Here is a 17,028-nt window from a genome sequence, read left to right on the forward strand (position 1 = left end):
AATGATTATTTTAAATGATATAAAAGTGTTAAAAAAATTAGGCCTGTTTTTTGTATTGCTCCAAATACTGCCGTTGAAAAATACACATACGGATCGCAGTACGATATTCGCCATCAACAAAAAACTCTTCTTTCAATTCTCCTTCTTTTTTAAATCCTAATTTTTCATAAATATGAATGGCTTTTTGATTATCTTTATCCACAATAAGATATAGCTTATATAAATTGAGCACTGAAAAAGCATGTTTCATCACTAATTTCGTCGCAATAGTTGCAAAGCTTTTTCCCTCATAAGCAGGATCGATAACAATGAAAAATTCCGCCCGTCTGTGGAGATGATTTATCTCTAGTAATCCCACTAACCCGACTTTGATTCGATTATTTTCGGCCTTGTTATTTTCAATAATAAAGCGGCGCTCCGTTTGATCGTGAATATGTTTATCATACAGATCCGACAATTCCATAAAGGCTTCATAAGGCTCCTCAAACCAGTAACGCATGACGCTGGCGTTATTGTCTAATTGATGAACAAAATAAAGATCATCTCTTTCTAAAGGACGTAATCTAATGTCAGTTATGGAACACATGTTGAATCCTTTTTTTCAGTAAGAGGTTGGCCGTCTAACCAAGCGATCCCTGACCTCATTTCTAAACGTCCTTGCATAAACCAGTCGACCACTTTTGGATAAATATGGTGTTCCTGAACTTTGATACGCTCCATAAGGGTCTTTTCAGAATCATCGGGGAACACCGATATTCTGGACTGCAAAATCACAGGGCCTCCATCCAGCTTTTCAGTCACAAAGTGTACTGAAGATCCATGCTCCTTATCACCGTTGGCAAGAACCCGCTGATGGGTGTGTAACCCTGGATATTTAGGAAGAAGCGAAGGATGGATGTTCAGTATTTTTCCCTTATAGTGTTGAACAAATGTGGGAGTAAGAATACGCATATAGCCGGCTAACGCAATCAAATCAGGTTGATAAGAATCGATTTTTTGAATGAGGTTTAAATCAAACTCAATGTGATCGGGCTGAGTTTTTGCTTCTAAAATTTGAATCGGAATTTTTGCTTGTTTTGCTCGTTTTAATCCATAAGCATTAAGTTGATTACTAAAAACACCGCAAATTTTACCCCGTATTTTTCCGGCTTTTTGAGCGTTTATCAATGCCTGAAGGTTGCTCCCTTCGCCTGAGATCAATATCACTATATTTTTTTTCAACGGAATGTTTTTCATCATTTATATTTCAATTATTGAGTATGCTTTTTTTAAAAATTATTCGCTCAGAACTGGTTTTTGATGAATCTACCCTGCCTATTCTCCAGGCTTTTTCACCGACACTGGTTAAAAAATCAAGGGTTTTATCTGCCTGATTTTCAGGCAAAGCTATGATCATGCCTACGCCACAATTAAAGGTACGATACATTTCTTGCTTATTGATATTTCCTGTTTTTTGTAACCAATCAAAAATACAGGGCCATTGCCAGCTGGATTCTTCAATCAGCACGCAGGTATTTTTAGGCAAGACTCGGGGGATATTTTCAAAAAATCCCCCTCCAGTCAGGTGAGCAATAGCATGAATGTCCACGTTTTGCGTTTCTATTAACGTAAGAATAGATTTAACGTAAATTCTTGTCGGCTCTAATAAATGATCGGCCAGACTTTTTCCATTTAACATCCATGTTTCAGGATCTTTTTTGCTCAAATTCAAAACCTGACGTACTAAAGAGTACCCATTAGAATGTAAACCACTAGAAGCCAATGCCAGCAAAGTGTCTCCGGATTTTACGTTTTGATGGCCATTGATCAGTTTGGATTTTTCGACAACACCCACACAAAAACCCGCCAGATCATAATCTTTAGCTTGATACATACCCGGCATCTCAGCGGTTTCGCCTCCTACTAACGCACAGCCTGCCTGTTGACAGCCTTCAGCAATACCTGCAATAACACAGGCTGCAGTTTCAACATCCAGCTGACCTGTTGCAAAATAATCTAGAAAAAACAGCGGTTCAGCTCCTTGAACGATCAAATCATTGACACACATGGCGACCAAATCGATACCGATGGTTTCGTGACGTTTCAAATCAATGGCCAAACGTAACTTAGTGCCCACGCCGTCAGTCCCTGACACCAAAATGGGCTCACGGTATTTTTGTGGCAACGAGCAAAGTGCGCCGAATCCTCCTAATCCTCCTATGACTTCGGGCCGGTGGGTTTGTTTGACTGCTTTTTTAATACGCTCAACCAGGAGATAGCCGGCATGAATGTCGACGCCCGCATCTTTATAATTAAGAGAAACATGATCGGTCACGGAGAGATCCTCTGAGTAAATGACGAGAGTGTGATGTATAAAACAAAATTTTAAAAGGGCTATGAAAGAACTTTCAAATAGAAATAGAGCGTTTATTATTTATGAATATATGATTTTAGATGGTTTTAAATCGCCATAATTTGTCTAAGCCTTTTTTGATGCCAATTCTTGGTGTCGTGATGTATTTGGGTTGATGCTCTGAGAGTATCACGTTCATAAAAGGTGCGCGGTAAAATAGTATTTTTCATCATTAATAAAGAGGTTTTAAATGTAAGAAAGCCATATTTATTTATATTTTATCCCCTTTTCCTAGTGCAAATAGGGATTTTTGGAACATAAATGAACACAAAAACAGGATGCCATAGAAAAATATTTTGAATTTAAATCGGATAAACTTAATTTTTTTGTTGCATAGAAGGCTTTCACTCCCTAAAATGCGCCCACTTGAGCCGGCATAGCTCAGTTGGTAGAGCAACTGACTTGTAATCAGTAGGTCCCGAGTTCGACTCTTGGTGCCGGCACCATAAATAACCTGATATACCATACCATTTCATCGTTAGGCGTTCTTATTATTTTTAATACTTTGGTGGGATTCCCGAGTGGTTAAAGGGAGCAGACTGTAAATCTGCCGTCATCGACTTCGAAGGTTCGAATCCTTCTCCCACCACCATATTGAGTCTTATTTTAAATAAAACTTTCTATACCGAGTTCCGGCATGCGGGCATCGTATAATGGTTATTACCTCAGCCTTCCAAGCTGATGATGTGGGTTCGATTCCCACTGCCCGCTCCAACAAGTTGTGTTGATATTGTGTTGATATAGCTCAGTAGGTAGAGCACACCCTTGGTAAGGGTGAGGTCGGCAGTTCGAATCTGCCTATCAGCACCATTTCCCCTCTCTCTCTCTGATCCTTTCTTCTGTTTGATTTTGACCTGGTGTAAGACGTTAACCTATAAGCATCATTAACCCAGACCTTTCGTTTAGAGCGAGAGCTTGAAGTGTTGCTTCATAGACTTTTTTTAAATATTTATAAAGCATCATGATGAGCATTATTATAATCATTCTCATAAAGACGATCTGGGGGATTTGCCTAACGGAAAAAAACAGGAGAATGAAGCGGGCAGAGGAAACCCCTCTTCATGGTGATTGATCCTGGAAATGGCGGTGCGGACGGGATTCGAACCCGCGACCCCCGGCGTGACAGGCCGGTATTCTAACCAACTGAACTACCGCACCAAAATGTATTTTGGTTTAGAACGGGCGCGATGATACGGTTGCACCTTAATAAGGTCAACTGTTTTTTGAATTTATTGGCTTTCTTTTTTAAATAGAGAGACAGACTGCCGATTCTTCTGTTAGGTGGCAGATCGCCATATGCAAGAGCCTTCTTTCTTTTCTAAGAGATCCAGGCTCGCTTGATGCTCATCAAGCTCATCACAGCTGGCGTAAATGATCTTTAATTGAGATGAAGTTTTGACCCGCTTTGGACGCACTGTCATGTTACGAATGTCTGTCTCATCCGTTTCGTCTGAAAAAGAAAATAACGTTTGCCCGCCGGTCATGGCTAAATACACTTCTGCTAAAATCTGCGCATCAAGCAATGCCCCGTGTAAAGTACGTTTGCTGTTATCTATCTGATAACGATCGCATAAAGCATCTAAACTATTGCGTTTACCAGGAAATAAACGGCGGGCGAGTGCTAAAGTATCGGTGACCGTACAAAAAGTGTTTGTTTTTGGGATATTTTGCTGGAGCGCCGAAAATTCATAATCCATAAAACCAATATCAAAAGCGGCATTATGGATGATTAATTCAGAACCGCGTATAAATTCAAAAAATTGAGAGAAAATTTCAGAAAAGCGCGGTTTATCGGATAAAAATTCATCACTAATACCATGAATTTGATAGGCTTCGGGATCCACCTGACGGTTGGGCCTCACATACGTATGAAAAGTCTTGCCTGTGAGGCGACGGTTAATGACTTCAACCGCCCCAATCTCGATAATATTGTGGCCCTCATAATGAGGGCCTGTTTTATTCAGTCCGGTGGTTTCAGTATCCAAAACAATTTGTCGGGTCATGGGCGTGTTCTCAGGAAGAATTTGTGCGAAAATAAAATTTTTATACAATTTTATCACACACAATGAAACAGGTAGAGATTTTCACAGATGGTTCCTGTCTTGGTAATCCGGGCGCAGGGGGATACGCCAGTATTTTACGTTATCAACAGCATGAAAAAATATTCAGCCAGGGTTATCGGCTGACCACCAATAATCGAATGGAATTGATGGCCAGCATTGTCGCCCTTCAGGCTTTAAAATCGCCCTGCACAGTGACAATTTTTACGGACAGTCAGTATGTTCGTCAGGGGATCACCCAATGGGTCGTTCATTGGAAAAAACGCGGCTGGAAAACGAGTGAGCGTAAAGAGGTCAAAAATATTGATCTATGGAAAGCATTGGATGCCGAGATTCAAAAGCATCAAATAAATTGGCAATGGGTCAAAGGTCATGCGGGTCATCCAGAGAACGAGCGCTGTGATAAGCTGGCTCGTTTAGCCGCGAGTTCGCCTACTCAAGAAGATAGGGGTTATCAGGGATCATGTTAGAAAAAAGAGAAAGTGATCGTTAAGCCGTTTCTTTTTTCGCTTCTCGCTCTGTTTGATCAATCTCAAACATAAAAAAACAACAATAAATTTTCTAATATTGTTTTTGAAATAAACGCGTTTTCCATGCCAAATAGAACAAGCCGAGAGCCGCCCATATAAAACCTAACTTCATAGAGCTGCTTTCAAGGTTAATCCATAACATAGTGACAGTCGCGACCCCTAATCCAGGTAAAATAAGATAATGCCAAAGATTAAATAGACCTCTATGGCGCTTTTCATGATAATAAAACTGAAAAATGACCGATAAATTGACAAAGGTAAAAGCAATCAAGGCCCCGAAATTAATTAATGCGGTGGCCGTGACCAAATCAAAAGTAACGGCAGATAAGGCAACAATACCAACGAATACTATGTTAAGACTCGGAGTTCGCCATTTTGGATGCACGTAGCCGAAAATTTTGTTGGAAAACACCCCATCGCGTCCCATCACATAAAGTAAACGTGAAACCCCTGCTTGAGCCGCCATTCCTGATGCCAAAACAGTCACACAAGAAAAACATAAAATGATGGATTGGAATAATTTCCCAGCCACAAACAGCATAATATCGGGTTGAGAGGCATCAGGATTGATAAAACGTGAAACATCAGGGAAATACAATTGTAAAAAGTAAGCCACAAAAATAAAAATAAGGCCACCTATCATGGTCGTTAGAAAAATGGCTTTGGGGATCACTGAAACAGCATCTTTCGTTTCTTCAGATAAAGAGCTGATGCCGTCAAAACCAAGAAAAGAAAAGCATAATATGGTGGCACCTGTGATCATGGGTATCAAATAAACTTCATCTGAATAAAAAGGACGAATGCTGATTAAGGTGCCTTCTCCTTCCCCCTGATAAATTCCATTCATCAATAATCCAACGAAGATCAGCATAATAGCGATCTGAATGAATACAATAAGACTGTTAATGTTGGCGATGACGTTAATGCCGCGAAGATTGAGCAGAGTGGTTAAACAAGTTAATCCTGCAACGAACATCCAAGGGGGTACATGAGGGAAAATCGCGGAAAGATAAATTTTCGCCAACAGAATATTGATCATTGGCATAAATAAATAATCTAATAAAGAAGACCAGCCAACCATAAACCCAAGGTGGGGATGGATGGATTTCTGGACATAAGTATAAGCCGAGCCCGCAGAAGGAAAACGTTTAACCATCTTGCCATAGCTGAGGGCAGTAAAAAGGATGGCAATTAACGCAATAATATAGGATGCAGGAACATGCCCCTGTGTCAAAGATGAGACGATACCAAAGGTATCAAAAATGGTCATGGGTTGAAGATAGGCCAACCCCATCATCACGACTTGCATTAAGGTCAAGGTTTTTCTGAGTTGTATACGGTTATTACTGGCTGTTTGATTGATGCCTGGCAGAGTGAGTGACATATTTTTCTCCTAAAAACCTTATCTGATATTTCATCTCAAAAATGCGTTGAGGATGATGAGATTTTTTTAAAAACTGTGTCAGATCTTTTGATCGTCTTGCCATTGTGGAAACTGCATCTCTGAGTATTGAACGAACTTTGTGCCATGTAAAAGTTTATATCCAAACCAGATAGAAAAAAATAAAGGCAAGCCAATATAAGTCGCGGTCACCGAATACCAATCGATGCTATCTGCCAAAAAAGCCTCATAGTTCTGGCCGAGTGTGATCATCAAACAAACAAAAAAAGCAAAGATGGGCCCCCATGGGAAAAAGCTCGACTGATAGGGTAATGCATTCAAAGAGCGATTTTGAAAAATGTATCCTTTTCTAAAACGATAATGACTGATGGCAATGCCAAGCCAGGCGATAAATCCCGTCATTCCTGATGTATTTAATAACCATAAATAGACAGTTTGATTTCCAAACATTGAACTGAAAAAACACAGAGCAGAGACTAAAGTGGTGGCACAAAGCGCATGACGAGGAACGCCATTATCAGATAATCGCGCAAAAATTTTGGGGGCTTTTCCTTCACTTGCCAAGGTAAACAGCATGCGTGTCGCGGCATACATCCCCGAGTTACCCGCAGATAAAACGGCCGTGAGGATCACGGCATTCATGAGGGCCGCAGCAGATAATAATCCTGCATTTTGAAAAACTAAAGTAAAGGGGCTGACACTAATGTCTTTGATGTCATTGTGTAATAAATGGGGATCAGTATAAGGAATGATCAGACTGATGATAAGAATCGCGAGGATGTAAAAAAGTAAAATTCGCCAAAACACTTTACGGATGGCACAGGGAATATTTTTAGCCGGCTCCTGAGATTCACCTGCGGCGACACCCACTAATTCAGTGCCCTGAAAAGAAAACCCCACGATCATGGCCACCCCAATCATAGCTGAGAATCCTCCCACAAAAGGCGCTTCTCCTAGAGTCCAATTATCCCAGCCTGTGACTTTGTTGCCTTTAAGAACGCCTAATATCATCAACAAACCAAGAATAATAAAGACAATCACGGTGGTGACTTTAATCAAGGAAAACCAATATTCAGATTCAGCAAACCCTTTCACAGAGAGATAATTCAACATAAAAATAAGAGCGAGAAATAAAGCGCTCCAAATCCAGCCTGGGGTATCAGGAAACCAATAATGCATCACCAATTGAGAGGCCACTAAATCAACGGCAATGGTCACCGCCCAGTTGTACCAATAATTCCAGCCGAGAGCAAAACCAAAACCTTCTTCAACATATTTTGCGCCATAGGTTGCAAAGGAACCAGAAACAGGCATAAAGGCCGCCAGTTCTCCTAAACTGGTCATTAAAAAATAGACCATCAAACCAATTAAGAAATAAGAGAGTAAGGCTCCGCCTGGTCCCGCTTGAGAAATCGTTGCGCCAGAAGCAACAAAAAGCCCTGTACCAATAGATCCGCCCACCGCAATCATCGCCAGGTGACGCGATTTGAGTGCCCTTTGCAACTTTTTTGGTCGATGGGTTACCGTCTTGTTGATATTTTTTTCAAGCATTTTTAATCCCAAAAAATAATGTGTAAAAAACTTCTTGGCTCTAAAAATATAGAGGTATAAAGTCAAATTGGGGAGGGATTGTAACAATTCATGGCCTGCTGGCCAGATGAATTTGGGTTAACATTTCAAAGAAATGGCCATTCTTAAATTAATTTACGTAGCTGATTGCGACACGGCCTGTCAGTTTGCTCACCAACTCATAAGCAGTGTATCCGATATAAGACGCCACTTTTTCTAACGACAATTGATCGCCCCACAGTACAGCTCTATCCCCCACCTTATCAGTCGCATCCCTGCCTAAATCCACTGAAATCATATCCATCGACACTCGACCCACAATAGGCACTTGACGATCATTGATCCATACGGGCGTGCCTGTAGGAGCACTTTGTGGGTAACCATCGCCATAGCCAATCGCCAACACACCCAGGAAAGTGGCAGTTTGACTGATCCATTCCCCTGCGTAGCCTACGGTTTCCCCTGCCTTATGCTCACGCACTGCAATTAAAGGGGATTGCAAAGTCATCACCGGCAATAAGCCATAATCACGACCAATAAAATGTTCAAAAGGAGAGATCCCATAAAGGGCGATACCAGGGCGTACAACGTCTCGATGTGATTGAGGGCAAAGCAAAATAGCACCGGAGGCCGCAATCGATTTTTGCCCTGGTTTGCCTTGAACAAACGCATCAAAAGAACGGATTTGCTGCTCTGTTACAACAGGATGATGAGGATTCACGTCAGAAAGATGGGTGATGATATGAATGGGCTTGGCCACATTAGGACAATTTTGTAAACGTTGATAAAAGGCGTCTGCTTGCTCAAGACGTACACCTAAACGGTGCATGCCAGTATCTATTTTCATCCAAACTCGGACAGGTTCAGGTAGACGCACTTTTTCTAACGCCACCAGCTGTTCAAAATTGTGTATCACCGTTTCAATATGATTCACTTGCAATACAGCTAAATCTTCTAGAGAAAAAAAACCTTCTAACAACAAGATAGGCTTGATGATCCCACCCGAACGCAATGTTAATGCCTCTTCTATGCGAGCGACAGAAAAGTAATCTGCGTTTTTAAGCGCCTGCGCCACTGTCAGTAATCCGTGACCATAAGCATTCGCTTTAACGACAGCCATTAAACGGCTTTTAGGGGCGTATTGTTGAATTTTTTCAAGATTATGCCGAAGTGACTTAAGGTTAATGATCGCGGTGGCGCCTTTCATTGAGCACCTTGCGTTTTGTCAATGATAATCATCATATTGAGTGCCCGCATAATTATCAAATCGAGAGAACTGACCACTAAATGTCAAACGTATAGAGCCTGTCGGGCCATTTCGGTGTTTACCTAAAATAATCTCAGCAATCCCTTTCATTTCGCTATTTTCGTTATAAACCTCATCACGATAAATAAACATAATTAAATCCGCATCTTGCTCGATCGAGCCTGATTCTCTCAAATCAGAATTGACAGGCCGTTTTTCCGCTCGTTGTTCTAACCCTCTATTGAGCTGAGATAACGCCATGACCGGAACCTGTAATTCTTTTGCCAATGCTTTTAGTGAGCGGGATATTTCTGAAATTTCTAATGTTCGATTCTCCGCTAAAGCCGGGACACGCATTAATTGAAGATAATCAATCATAATGAGGCTTAAGCCATCGTTTTCACGAAAAATTCGCCGAGCACGAGAACGAATCTCTGTAGGGCTCAAAGCAGAAGAATCATCAATATACATATTCCCTTTTTCTAATAGCATTCCCATCGCACTGCTGATACGAGCCCAATCACCGTCTGCTAGTTTACCGGTACGCATACGGGTCTGATCAATACGAGAAAAGGATGAGAGCATACGTATCATCAACTGATGAGCAGGCATTTCTAAACTAAAAATCAAAACAGGTTTTTCTTGTGTCATGAGTGCATTTTCACAGATATTCATGGCAAATGTGGTTTTTCCCATAGAAGGGCGAGCCGCCACAATAATAAGATCGGATTTTTGCAAGCCTAACGTTTTTTCATCAAGATCCCGATATCCTGTTGACACACCGGTCACACCATCATGTGGATGACGAACAAGGTGTTCAATACGATTGACTGTCTCTGTTAACACATCATCAATCGTCTTGGGCCCGTCATTTTGCCTTTGTCGGTTCTCAGCAATTTTAAATACCCTGGATTCCGCAAAATCGAGCAAATCTGTACTGCTGAGGCCTTGAGGTTCATAGCAGGCATCCGCAATTTCATGTGTCACTGAAAGCATTTCACGGACGATGGCTCTCTCTCTCACAATATCGGCATAAGCAGAAATATTAGCGGTACTAGGGATATTTTTAGCCAATTCGGCTAAATAGGCGAATCCTCCTACTTTTTCTAAATCTCCCTTTTGCTCTAAAGCATCAGACAAAGTCACCAAATCAATCGGCGCATTTTTTTGAACGAGACGTTGCATGGCCATAAAGATCCTGCGATGAGGCAAACTAAAAAAATCGATGTTGCCTACACGTTCAGAAACGTTATCCCAACGTTCGTTATCTAACATCAGACCCCCGAGCACAGACTGCTCGGCTTCTATAGAATGGGGGGGCAATTTTAGCATTTCTATCTGCTGATCTTTTAGCATTGTTGTCTGTGATTTTTTAGTGGCCATTATTTTACCATTAATATCAGTAGTGCCTGAGATGGGACTTATAAAAGAAGAGGATGACATTTGATACTGATCCCAAAACACAATAGGCTGGCAATGACCCTGCCGATAAAGATGGGCACTGACTTAGACATCAATGATCTTCATGTTTTATCGGGGCATTGTTGATCACTCTCCGGAAGTTTTATTTGACCTCAACCCCTTTTGCTTGCAAATCTGCATGATAAGAAGAACGAACAAAAGGGCCACAAGCCGCATGCGTAAAACCGATTGCCATGGCTTGTTTTTTCATTTCTTCGAATTTCGCAGGGCTCATATAACGCTGTACAGGAAGATGATGCCGACTGGGTTGCAAATATTGACCTAGCGTCAACATGGTCACGCCGTGTTGACGCAAATCAGACATAACGGAGATAATTTCATCATCTGTTTCACCTAAACCGACCATCAAACCAGATTTGGTCGGTATCTCGGGATTCTGAGATTTAAAACGGGCTAATAATTCCAATGAGCGTTTGTAATTCGCACCTGGCCGTACCTGCCGATAAACCCGCGGCACATTTTCTAAGTTATGATTAAACACATCAGGGGGAGTGAGCGTTAAAATTTCCAGTGCACGATTCACCCGACCACGAAAATCAGGCACTAATATTTCAATTTTGATCGCAGGATTTTTTTGGCGAATTTCAAAAATGCAATCAGAAAAATGTTGGGCTCCGCCGTCACGTAAATCATCTCTGTCTACAGAAGTGATGACAACGTAACTTAACCCCATGTCTTGAATGGTTTGGGCTAATTTTTTGGGCTCATCTTGATCGGGGGCGTTAGGCCGGCCGTGTGCCACATCACAAAAAGGGCATCGACGAGTGCAAATAGCGCCCAAAATCATGAAAGTGGCCGTGCCATGACTAAAACATTCCGATAAATTCGGACAAGACGCCTCTTCACAAACAGAATGCAGTCCATTTTTACGCATCGCGGCCTTGATATTTTGGATACGCGTAGAATCAGCAGGCAGCCTGATTCTTAACCATCCTGGTTTGGGCAGAATTTCTGGGGCTTCAGTGAGTAGTGTTTTTATCGGGATTAATCGGGTTTTTTCTGCATCACGGTATTTTATCCCTTGCTTCATTACTCCTTGTTTTATTAGTGTACTTTTAGTCATAGTCATGTTGATTTCCAGTGAGGCAATAGGTCTGGATAAGAAAACGCCTGAACAAATTGATGGACCAAAATCGGCTGTACCCTTTTAGGAGTACAGATTTCGTTTAAATCTCGCATTTGTATCATTTTCATCCCTGCATAACCACAAGGGTTGATGAAAAGAAAAGGCGAAAGATCCATAGAAACATTCAGAGCGCATCCATGAAAAGCACAGCCTTTACGAATTCGTAGCCCTACAGAACATATTTTTTGCGGCGTGCCGTCCTCTTTCATCACATACACTCCAGGTGCTCGAGGCTGTGTTTGAGCGATAATTCCAAAATGCTCTAACGTTTTTATCACTGTATTTTCAAGTTTTGTTACCAATTCACGGACTCCAATCTGTTTTCGTTTCAAATTGATCATCACATACAAAATTTGTTGGCCTGGCCCGTGATAGGTGATTTGCCCACCCCGATCACTTTGAATAACTGGAATGTTTCCGGGGTTGAGCAGGTGCTCCGCTTTGCCCGCTTGCCCTTGTGTAAAAACCGGCGGATGTTCTACTAACCAGATTTCATCAGGGGTACTTGAAGACCGCTGATCCGTAAAATCGCGCATCGCCTCATAGATAGGATAATAGGGCTGTAATCCAAGATCTCGTACCACAAGATTTTTTGGAGATACCGTGCTTTTGTTGTTTAGTATTATCGTCATTTATTGATCATTTTATAACACCATTCGAACAAATTTCAGCGCTGACAGCTCTTGGTAAAGGGTTTCTACCTGTTTGATATCAGTCACCAAAACGGTTACTGATATCGAATGATAGGTCCCTTTGTGACTTGGTTGAATTTTAGGATCATAGTTACCAGGAATATAATTCTGGATGGTCGTCATCACTTGTTCCAGCAATTGAGGTTTTGAAAAACCGATGACCTTGTAGGTCAAGGCGCAAGGAAATTTGAGAAGCTCATTTAATTTGCTGTTCATTCTTAATGTCCTTTTTAAAACCGATTAACCAAACCAACGATGAAACATCAGTTTCATATAATCAAGCATGCGGCTAAAGAAGCCCCCTTCTTTCACTTCATGGAGAACGACCAATGGACGAGGTTCTTCAATAATTTTTCCGTTCAGTTCAAAATGAATACTCCCGACGATCTGATTTTTTTTTAATGGGGCACGTAGTTCTGACTGATTTAGGACAAAGCTGAGCTTAAGATGTTTGCCCTGATCTTTAGGAAGGGTTAAGTAAATGTTTTTATCGACACCCAATTGAGCCGTATTCACATCACCAAACCAAACGGGCCTGGAGGCAAATACGTCTCCTGCTTTTAATGGCTCAACGGTTTCAAAAAAACGAAAGCCCCAGGACAACAATTTTTTGCTTTCGGCTTCACGCTCTTTAAAAGTACGCCCACCTAATACGACTGAGATCAAACGCATAGGCCCCTGAGTAGCAGAAGCCACGAGGTTATAGCCTGCTGCATTGGTATGGCCTGTTTTGATACCATCTACATTAAGGCTTTTATCCCACAATAGTCCATTACGATTCAATTGCCGAATCTGATTAAAGGTAAACTCTTTTTCTTTATAAATCGCATATTCATCCGGAACATCATGAATCAATGCTCGGCCCATCAATGCCATATCACGAGCTGAAGTATATTGGCCTTCTGAATCTAGACCATGAACATTTTTAAAGTGCGTGTTTTTTAGCCCCATCTCTTGAGCATAAGCGTTCATTAAATGCACAAACGAATCTTGGCTCCCTGCCACATAATTTGCCATGGCAACACAAGCATCATTACCAGACTGTAAGGTGATCCCCCTCGTCAGTTGTGCGACTGAAACCTGATCGCCGGGTTTTAAAAACATTAACGATGAGCCTTTAAATTCAGGGTTTCCTGTGGACACGGCGTCTTTACCAACAGTGACTATATCATTCACGCCAATTTTTTCTGATTTAATCGCTTGACCAATAACGTAACTGGTCATCATTTTTGTCAGGCTGGCGGGCATACGGTGTTCATCGGCATTTTTTTCTGCCAGAATTTTCCCTGAGTTGTAATCCATTAAAATATAAGAAACAGCCTTTATTTCTGGCGGAACAGGAATCAAGTTGCTAAGAAGAATACTGTCAGAATAAGCCAAAGTGGTTAAATGCATCCCCATGATCACGAGGGGAAAATGAAAAATAATTTTTTTTATAAAATGAAAAAAAATGGCAAACTTGATTATCACGAGATCGTCATCCAAAAATGATATGAGATGGAACTTACAAATTCTTTGACAACATTTTTCGATGTGTATGTATTGACATCACAATACCAAAACCTGCCATCAAAACTATTAATGCTGAACCTCCATAACTAATCAGAGGCAGAGGAACACCAACGACCGGTAAAAGACCGCTGACCATACCTATATTAACAAAAACATAAACAAAAAAAATCAGCATGAGGGAACCGACCATGACCCGTCCAAAGGTTGTCTGCGCTTGAGCTGCAATCATTAAACCGCGAATAATCACACATAAATAAAGAGCGAATAAAATTAAAACCCCTGTCAATCCTAATTCTTCGGCCAATACCGAAAAAATAAAATCGGTATGTCGTTCAGGTAAAAACTCTAGCTGTGACTGTGTTCCATTCAACCATCCTTTTCCATGCATGCCGCCAGATCCAATGGCAATTTTTGATTGAATAATATGATAACCCGCACCCAGTGGATCGCGTTCTGGATGCAATAGCATCATGACTCTATCGTGCTGATAATCATGCATCAGAAAAAACCATAAAATGGGGATAAATGCGAATAGAAATAGTAGCAAAATTCCGATTAATCGCCCGTTCATGCCAGCCAAAAATAATACAAAAAAGCCAGAGACTGCAATCAAAATGGCGGTACCAAGATCAGGCTGAGAAGCGACTAATAGTGTAGGAAGTGCTATCAAGCATACAGCTATGGCGGTATTTTTTAATGAAGGAGGGCAAATATCACGATTGATAAAACATGCCACCATAAGAGGTACGGCAATTTTAGCAATTTCTGAGGGTTGAAAACGAATTATGCCTAAATCCAACCAACGTTGAGCCCCTTTACTGATTTGTCCAAAAACATCCACCAATATTAATAAAACGATACAAATAAAGTAGAGATAAGGGGCAAATCTTTCATAAAATCGCGGGGAAATGTGCGCCATGAAGAGCATGACAAGTAAACCGATCATAATTTGTGCCATTTTACGCTCCATCATGGCAATATTTTGACCACTGGCGCTCCACATCACAAAAATACTATAAATCAAGAGTATTAAAATAAAAATCATCAGGGGGACATCTATATGAATTTTGTTCCAAAATGCCTGTTTTTTTTGCTCTAAGCGGCTCATATGATTTAAGTATCCTGGTTCGTATCTTTTAAAACTGCAGCAGTAGGTGTCGTCTTATGATTGTGTACAAAAATATGATCCAGGATATGGCGAGTTATGGTGGCTATAGGCTGCCCGACGCCTCCATTTTCAAGCACCACTGCGACGGCGACGGTAGGATTATCAAAAGGGGCAAAAGCAGTCATTAACTTATGATCACGTAAATGTTTGGCCACTTTGTTGACATTATAGGTTTCGTAGCTGTAGACTTGGGCTGTTCCTGATTTTACTGCTGGTTTATAAGACGTTCCGATAAAACTTTTGTATGCAGTCCCATTAGGTCTATTGGCAACACCATACATTCCGTCTTTTATCAGATCCCAATAATTAGAGTGAATATCGGTCATTTGGATATGATCTTTTTGACGATAGGGAAGCCATAGATGAGAGCTCTTGGTTCCAAGAAGTAAATGAGGAATTTTAACAGTACCATTATTAATTAATGTCATTAAAACTTTCACCATTTGTATCGGAGTAGCCGTCCAATATCCTTGACCAATGCCCACAGAAATAGTGTCACCTTGATACCAGGGTTTTTTATACTTTTTTTCTTTCCATTCTCGATTTGGCATGACACCCGCGTTTTCTTCTGATAAATCTATACCGGTATATTCGCCAAAACCAAATTTTTTCATCCATTCACAAAGTTTGTCGATACCCATATTGTAAGCAATTTGATAAAAAAAAGTATCAGCCGACTCTTCAATCGCTTTGGTTACATTTAAATGTCCATGACCTCCTTTTTTCCAGTCACGAAAGCGTTTTTCTGATCCCGGCAGCTGCCAGACATCAGTATAAAATGAAGTGCTATTTTTATTTATAACACCAGAGCTCAGAGCAGAAACAGCGATATACGGTTTTACGGTAGACGCGGGGGGATAGACACCTTGGGTAGCGCGATTGATCAAAGGACGATCAGGATCGTTGAGTAAGCTTTGATACTGTTTACTGGAAATACCATTGACGAAAAGATTGGTGTCATAACTTGGGCTAGAGACTAAAGCCAAAACTGCTCCAGAATTCGGATCTGTGACTATGACGGCAGCACGGCTACCTTCAATCAGTTTTTGAATATAAATTTGTAATTTGAGATCTATGGTTAAATAAATATTTTTTCCAGCTTGAGGAGGATGTTCATTCAGCTGTCTTATGGTACGTCCTCGATTGTTGATCTCAACTTCTTCATAACCTGTTTTACCATGTAATAAAGATTCATAATAACGCTCTATTCCTAATTTGCCGATATCAGGGCTTGCCGCATAATTCAACAAGTGTCCTTTTTTTTCTAACTCTTCTTTGTCTTTGGCATTAATTTTGGCGACATAACCGATAACGTGGGTTAAAGCAGAGCTATAAGGGTAATAGCGTCTTTGATAGACTTTAATTGCGACACTAGGAAAATGAAACTGATTCACAGAAAAACGAGCGATTTCTGCCTCTGTTAAAACTGATTTCACTAAAATTGGCATGAAAGCTTTTGAATGTTGACGTTCTTTTTTAAAATTAGCGATATCTTCGTCTGTAACATTGACTATTTTTTTTAAGTTTTTCAGGGTTTCATCAATATCTTTGACTTTATTCGGTGTCAATTCTAATTGATAAATCGTACGATTTAACGCCAAGGCTACGCCGTTTCGGTCATAAATCAGGCCTCTACTTGGCGCAATAGGAACTAGTTTGATCCGGTTCTCATTGGAGCGGGTACGATAATCGTGATAATTCACCACCTGCAAATGATACAGGTTCGTTATCAAAATCGATATCAGTAAAAAAACGATCACAAAAGCTATTAATATACGGCGAACGAATAACGCGGTTTCAGCTGAATAATCCCGAAAAGGGTTTAGGTTTTTTTTTATCATCATTAAAA

General features: G+C 40.8%; 15 protein-coding genes and 5 tRNA genes. 5 read left to right on the plus strand and 15 right to left on the minus strand.

Features of this window, described 5'->3' with window-relative positions; genetic code table 11:
- Positions 1-37: 37 nt before the first annotated feature.
- Genes speG through purM form a run of 3 tightly spaced genes read right to left on the minus strand, consistent with a single transcriptional unit; the run spans position 38 to position 2,314 of the window.
- The gene (gene speG, locus AACL23_RS08535) at positions 38-586 is read right to left on the minus strand and encodes a spermidine N1-acetyltransferase (RefSeq protein WP_015873247.1); all 549 of its coding nucleotides are present in this window, start codon (positions 584-586) and stop codon (positions 38-40) included.
- Complete coding sequence (gene purN / locus AACL23_RS08540) at positions 574-1,236, minus strand: phosphoribosylglycinamide formyltransferase (protein WP_193432643.1); 663 nt, start codon at positions 1,234-1,236, stop codon at positions 574-576. Before purN ends, speG begins: the two co-directional genes overlap by 13 nt.
- Before the next feature lie 10 nt (positions 1,237-1,246).
- Positions 1,247-2,314: a phosphoribosylformylglycinamidine cyclo-ligase gene (purM, locus tag AACL23_RS08545; protein ID WP_095034229.1), complete on the minus strand. Its 1,068-nt coding sequence runs from the start codon at positions 2,312-2,314 to the stop codon at positions 1,247-1,249.
- 448 nt (positions 2,315-2,762) lie between these two features.
- On the opposite strand from purM, the gene AACL23_RS08550 reads away from it, so the two are divergent.
- From AACL23_RS08550 to AACL23_RS08565, 4 genes are all read left to right on the plus strand, one after another.
- Positions 2,763-2,838: transfer RNA gene (locus AACL23_RS08550), tRNA-Thr, on the plus strand.
- Positions 2,839-2,899: 61 nt separating this feature from the next.
- Positions 2,900-2,984 (plus strand) — tRNA-Tyr (locus tag AACL23_RS08555).
- A 47-nt stretch (positions 2,985-3,031) separates the two neighbouring features.
- Positions 3,032-3,106: transfer RNA gene (locus tag AACL23_RS08560), tRNA-Gly, on the plus strand.
- A gap of 20 nt (positions 3,107-3,126) precedes the next feature.
- Positions 3,127-3,202, plus strand: a tRNA-Thr gene (locus AACL23_RS08565).
- Positions 3,203-3,473: 271 nt separating this feature from the next.
- Here the strand turns inward: AACL23_RS08565 and AACL23_RS08570 are convergent.
- Positions 3,474-3,550, minus strand: a tRNA-Asp gene (locus AACL23_RS08570).
- 119 nt (positions 3,551-3,669) lie between these two features.
- Positions 3,670-4,395 (minus strand): DNA polymerase III subunit epsilon, encoded by a 726-nt coding sequence (dnaQ, locus tag AACL23_RS08575; protein WP_015873242.1) that lies wholly within the window; start codon positions 4,393-4,395, stop codon positions 3,670-3,672.
- A gap of 62 nt (positions 4,396-4,457) precedes the next feature.
- Here dnaQ and rnhA point away from each other — a divergent pair, with 62 nt between their 5' ends.
- Positions 4,458-4,922 (plus strand): ribonuclease HI, encoded by a 465-nt coding sequence (rnhA, locus tag AACL23_RS08580; protein WP_100096314.1) that lies wholly within the window; start codon positions 4,458-4,460, stop codon positions 4,920-4,922.
- Positions 4,923-5,013: 91 nt separating this feature from the next.
- Here rnhA and AACL23_RS08585 read toward each other — a convergent pair whose 3' ends face one another.
- The 10 genes from AACL23_RS08585 to mrdA form a co-directional block, all read right to left on the minus strand.
- Positions 5,014-6,366: an APC family permease gene (locus tag AACL23_RS08585; RefSeq protein ID WP_100096315.1), complete on the minus strand. Its 1,353-nt coding sequence runs from the start codon at positions 6,364-6,366 to the stop codon at positions 5,014-5,016.
- A 78-nt stretch (positions 6,367-6,444) separates the two neighbouring features.
- The gene (locus tag AACL23_RS08590) at positions 6,445-7,935 is read right to left on the minus strand and encodes an amino acid permease (RefSeq protein WP_100096316.1); all 1,491 of its coding nucleotides are present in this window, start codon (positions 7,933-7,935) and stop codon (positions 6,445-6,447) included.
- A 148-nt stretch (positions 7,936-8,083) separates the two neighbouring features.
- Positions 8,084-9,160 carry an alanine racemase gene (gene alr, locus AACL23_RS08595; protein WP_339051207.1) on the minus strand — a complete coding sequence of 359 codons (1,077 nt, stop codon included), beginning with the start codon at positions 9,158-9,160 and terminating at the stop codon, positions 8,084-8,086.
- A gap of 18 nt (positions 9,161-9,178) precedes the next feature.
- Entirely contained in the window at positions 9,179-10,582 is a 1,404-nt protein-coding gene (gene dnaB / locus AACL23_RS08600; RefSeq protein ID WP_015873237.1) for a replicative DNA helicase, read from the minus strand.
- 181 nt (positions 10,583-10,763) lie between these two features.
- Entirely contained in the window at positions 10,764-11,744 is a 981-nt protein-coding gene (lipA, locus tag AACL23_RS08605; RefSeq protein ID WP_100097094.1) for a lipoyl synthase, read from the minus strand.
- Between the two features lie 2 nt (positions 11,745-11,746).
- Complete coding sequence (gene lipB / locus AACL23_RS08610; RefSeq protein WP_100096317.1) at positions 11,747-12,439, minus strand: lipoyl(octanoyl) transferase LipB; 693 nt, start codon at positions 12,437-12,439, stop codon at positions 11,747-11,749.
- A gap of 12 nt (positions 12,440-12,451) precedes the next feature.
- Positions 12,452-12,715 carry a DUF493 family protein YbeD gene (gene ybeD, locus AACL23_RS08615; RefSeq protein WP_015873234.1) on the minus strand — a complete coding sequence of 88 codons (264 nt, stop codon included), beginning with the start codon at positions 12,713-12,715 and terminating at the stop codon, positions 12,452-12,454.
- 24 nt (positions 12,716-12,739) lie between these two features.
- A complete protein-coding gene (locus AACL23_RS08620) occupies positions 12,740-13,894 on the minus strand; it encodes a serine hydrolase (protein WP_015873233.1) in 1,155 nt (384 codons plus the stop codon).
- 109 nt (positions 13,895-14,003) lie between these two features.
- Complete coding sequence (mrdB, locus tag AACL23_RS08625; RefSeq protein ID WP_100096319.1) at positions 14,004-15,119, minus strand: peptidoglycan glycosyltransferase MrdB; 1,116 nt, start codon at positions 15,117-15,119, stop codon at positions 14,004-14,006.
- Positions 15,120-15,124: 5 nt separating this feature from the next.
- Positions 15,125-17,017, minus strand: a complete 1,893-nt coding sequence (gene mrdA / locus AACL23_RS08630; RefSeq protein ID WP_339051660.1) for a peptidoglycan DD-transpeptidase MrdA — start codon at positions 17,015-17,017, stop codon at positions 15,125-15,127.
- Between the last annotated feature and the right edge of the window lie 11 nt (positions 17,018-17,028).

It is taken from the genome of Candidatus Williamhamiltonella endosymbiont of Tuberolachnus salignus, from assembly GCF_964019775.1.
Classification (GTDB): Bacteria; Pseudomonadota; Gammaproteobacteria; order Enterobacterales; family Enterobacteriaceae; genus Hamiltonella; species Hamiltonella defendens.

Bases quoted from the DNA above. Each gene is read 5' to 3' on its own strand.
- speG (WP_015873247.1), bottom strand. From the start codon at position 586: ATGTGTTCCATAACTGACATTAGATTACGTCCTTTAGAAAGAGATGAT.
- AACL23_RS08585 (WP_100096315.1), bottom strand. From the start codon at position 6,366: ATGTCACTCACTCTGCCAGGCATCAATCAAACAGCCAGTAATAACCGT.
- purN (WP_193432643.1), bottom strand. From the start codon at position 1,236: ATGAAAAACATTCCGTTGAAAAAAAATATAGTGATATTGATCTCAGGC.
- lipA (WP_100097094.1), bottom strand. From the start codon at position 11,744: ATGACTAAAAGTACACTAATAAAACAAGGAGTAATGAAGCAAGGGATA.
- dnaQ (WP_015873242.1), bottom strand. From the start codon at position 4,395: ATGACCCGACAAATTGTTTTGGATACTGAAACCACCGGACTGAATAAA.
- mrdB (WP_100096319.1), bottom strand. From the start codon at position 15,119: ATGAGCCGCTTAGAGCAAAAAAAACAGGCATTTTGGAACAAAATTCAT.
- alr (WP_339051207.1), bottom strand. From the start codon at position 9,160: ATGAAAGGCGCCACCGCGATCATTAACCTTAAGTCACTTCGGCATAAT.
- AACL23_RS08590 (WP_100096316.1), bottom strand. From the start codon at position 7,935: ATGCTTGAAAAAAATATCAACAAGACGGTAACCCATCGACCAAAAAAG.
- dnaB (WP_015873237.1), bottom strand. From the start codon at position 10,582: ATGGCCACTAAAAAATCACAGACAACAATGCTAAAAGATCAGCAGATA.
- lipB (WP_100096317.1), bottom strand. From the start codon at position 12,439: ATGACGATAATACTAAACAACAAAAGCACGGTATCTCCAAAAAATCTT.
- AACL23_RS08620 (WP_015873233.1), bottom strand. From the start codon at position 13,894: ATGCATTTAACCACTTTGGCTTATTCTGACAGTATTCTTCTTAGCAAC.
- rnhA (WP_100096314.1), top strand. From the start codon at position 4,458: ATGAAACAGGTAGAGATTTTCACAGATGGTTCCTGTCTTGGTAATCCG.
- ybeD (WP_015873234.1), bottom strand. From the start codon at position 12,715: ATGAACAGCAAATTAAATGAGCTTCTCAAATTTCCTTGCGCCTTGACC.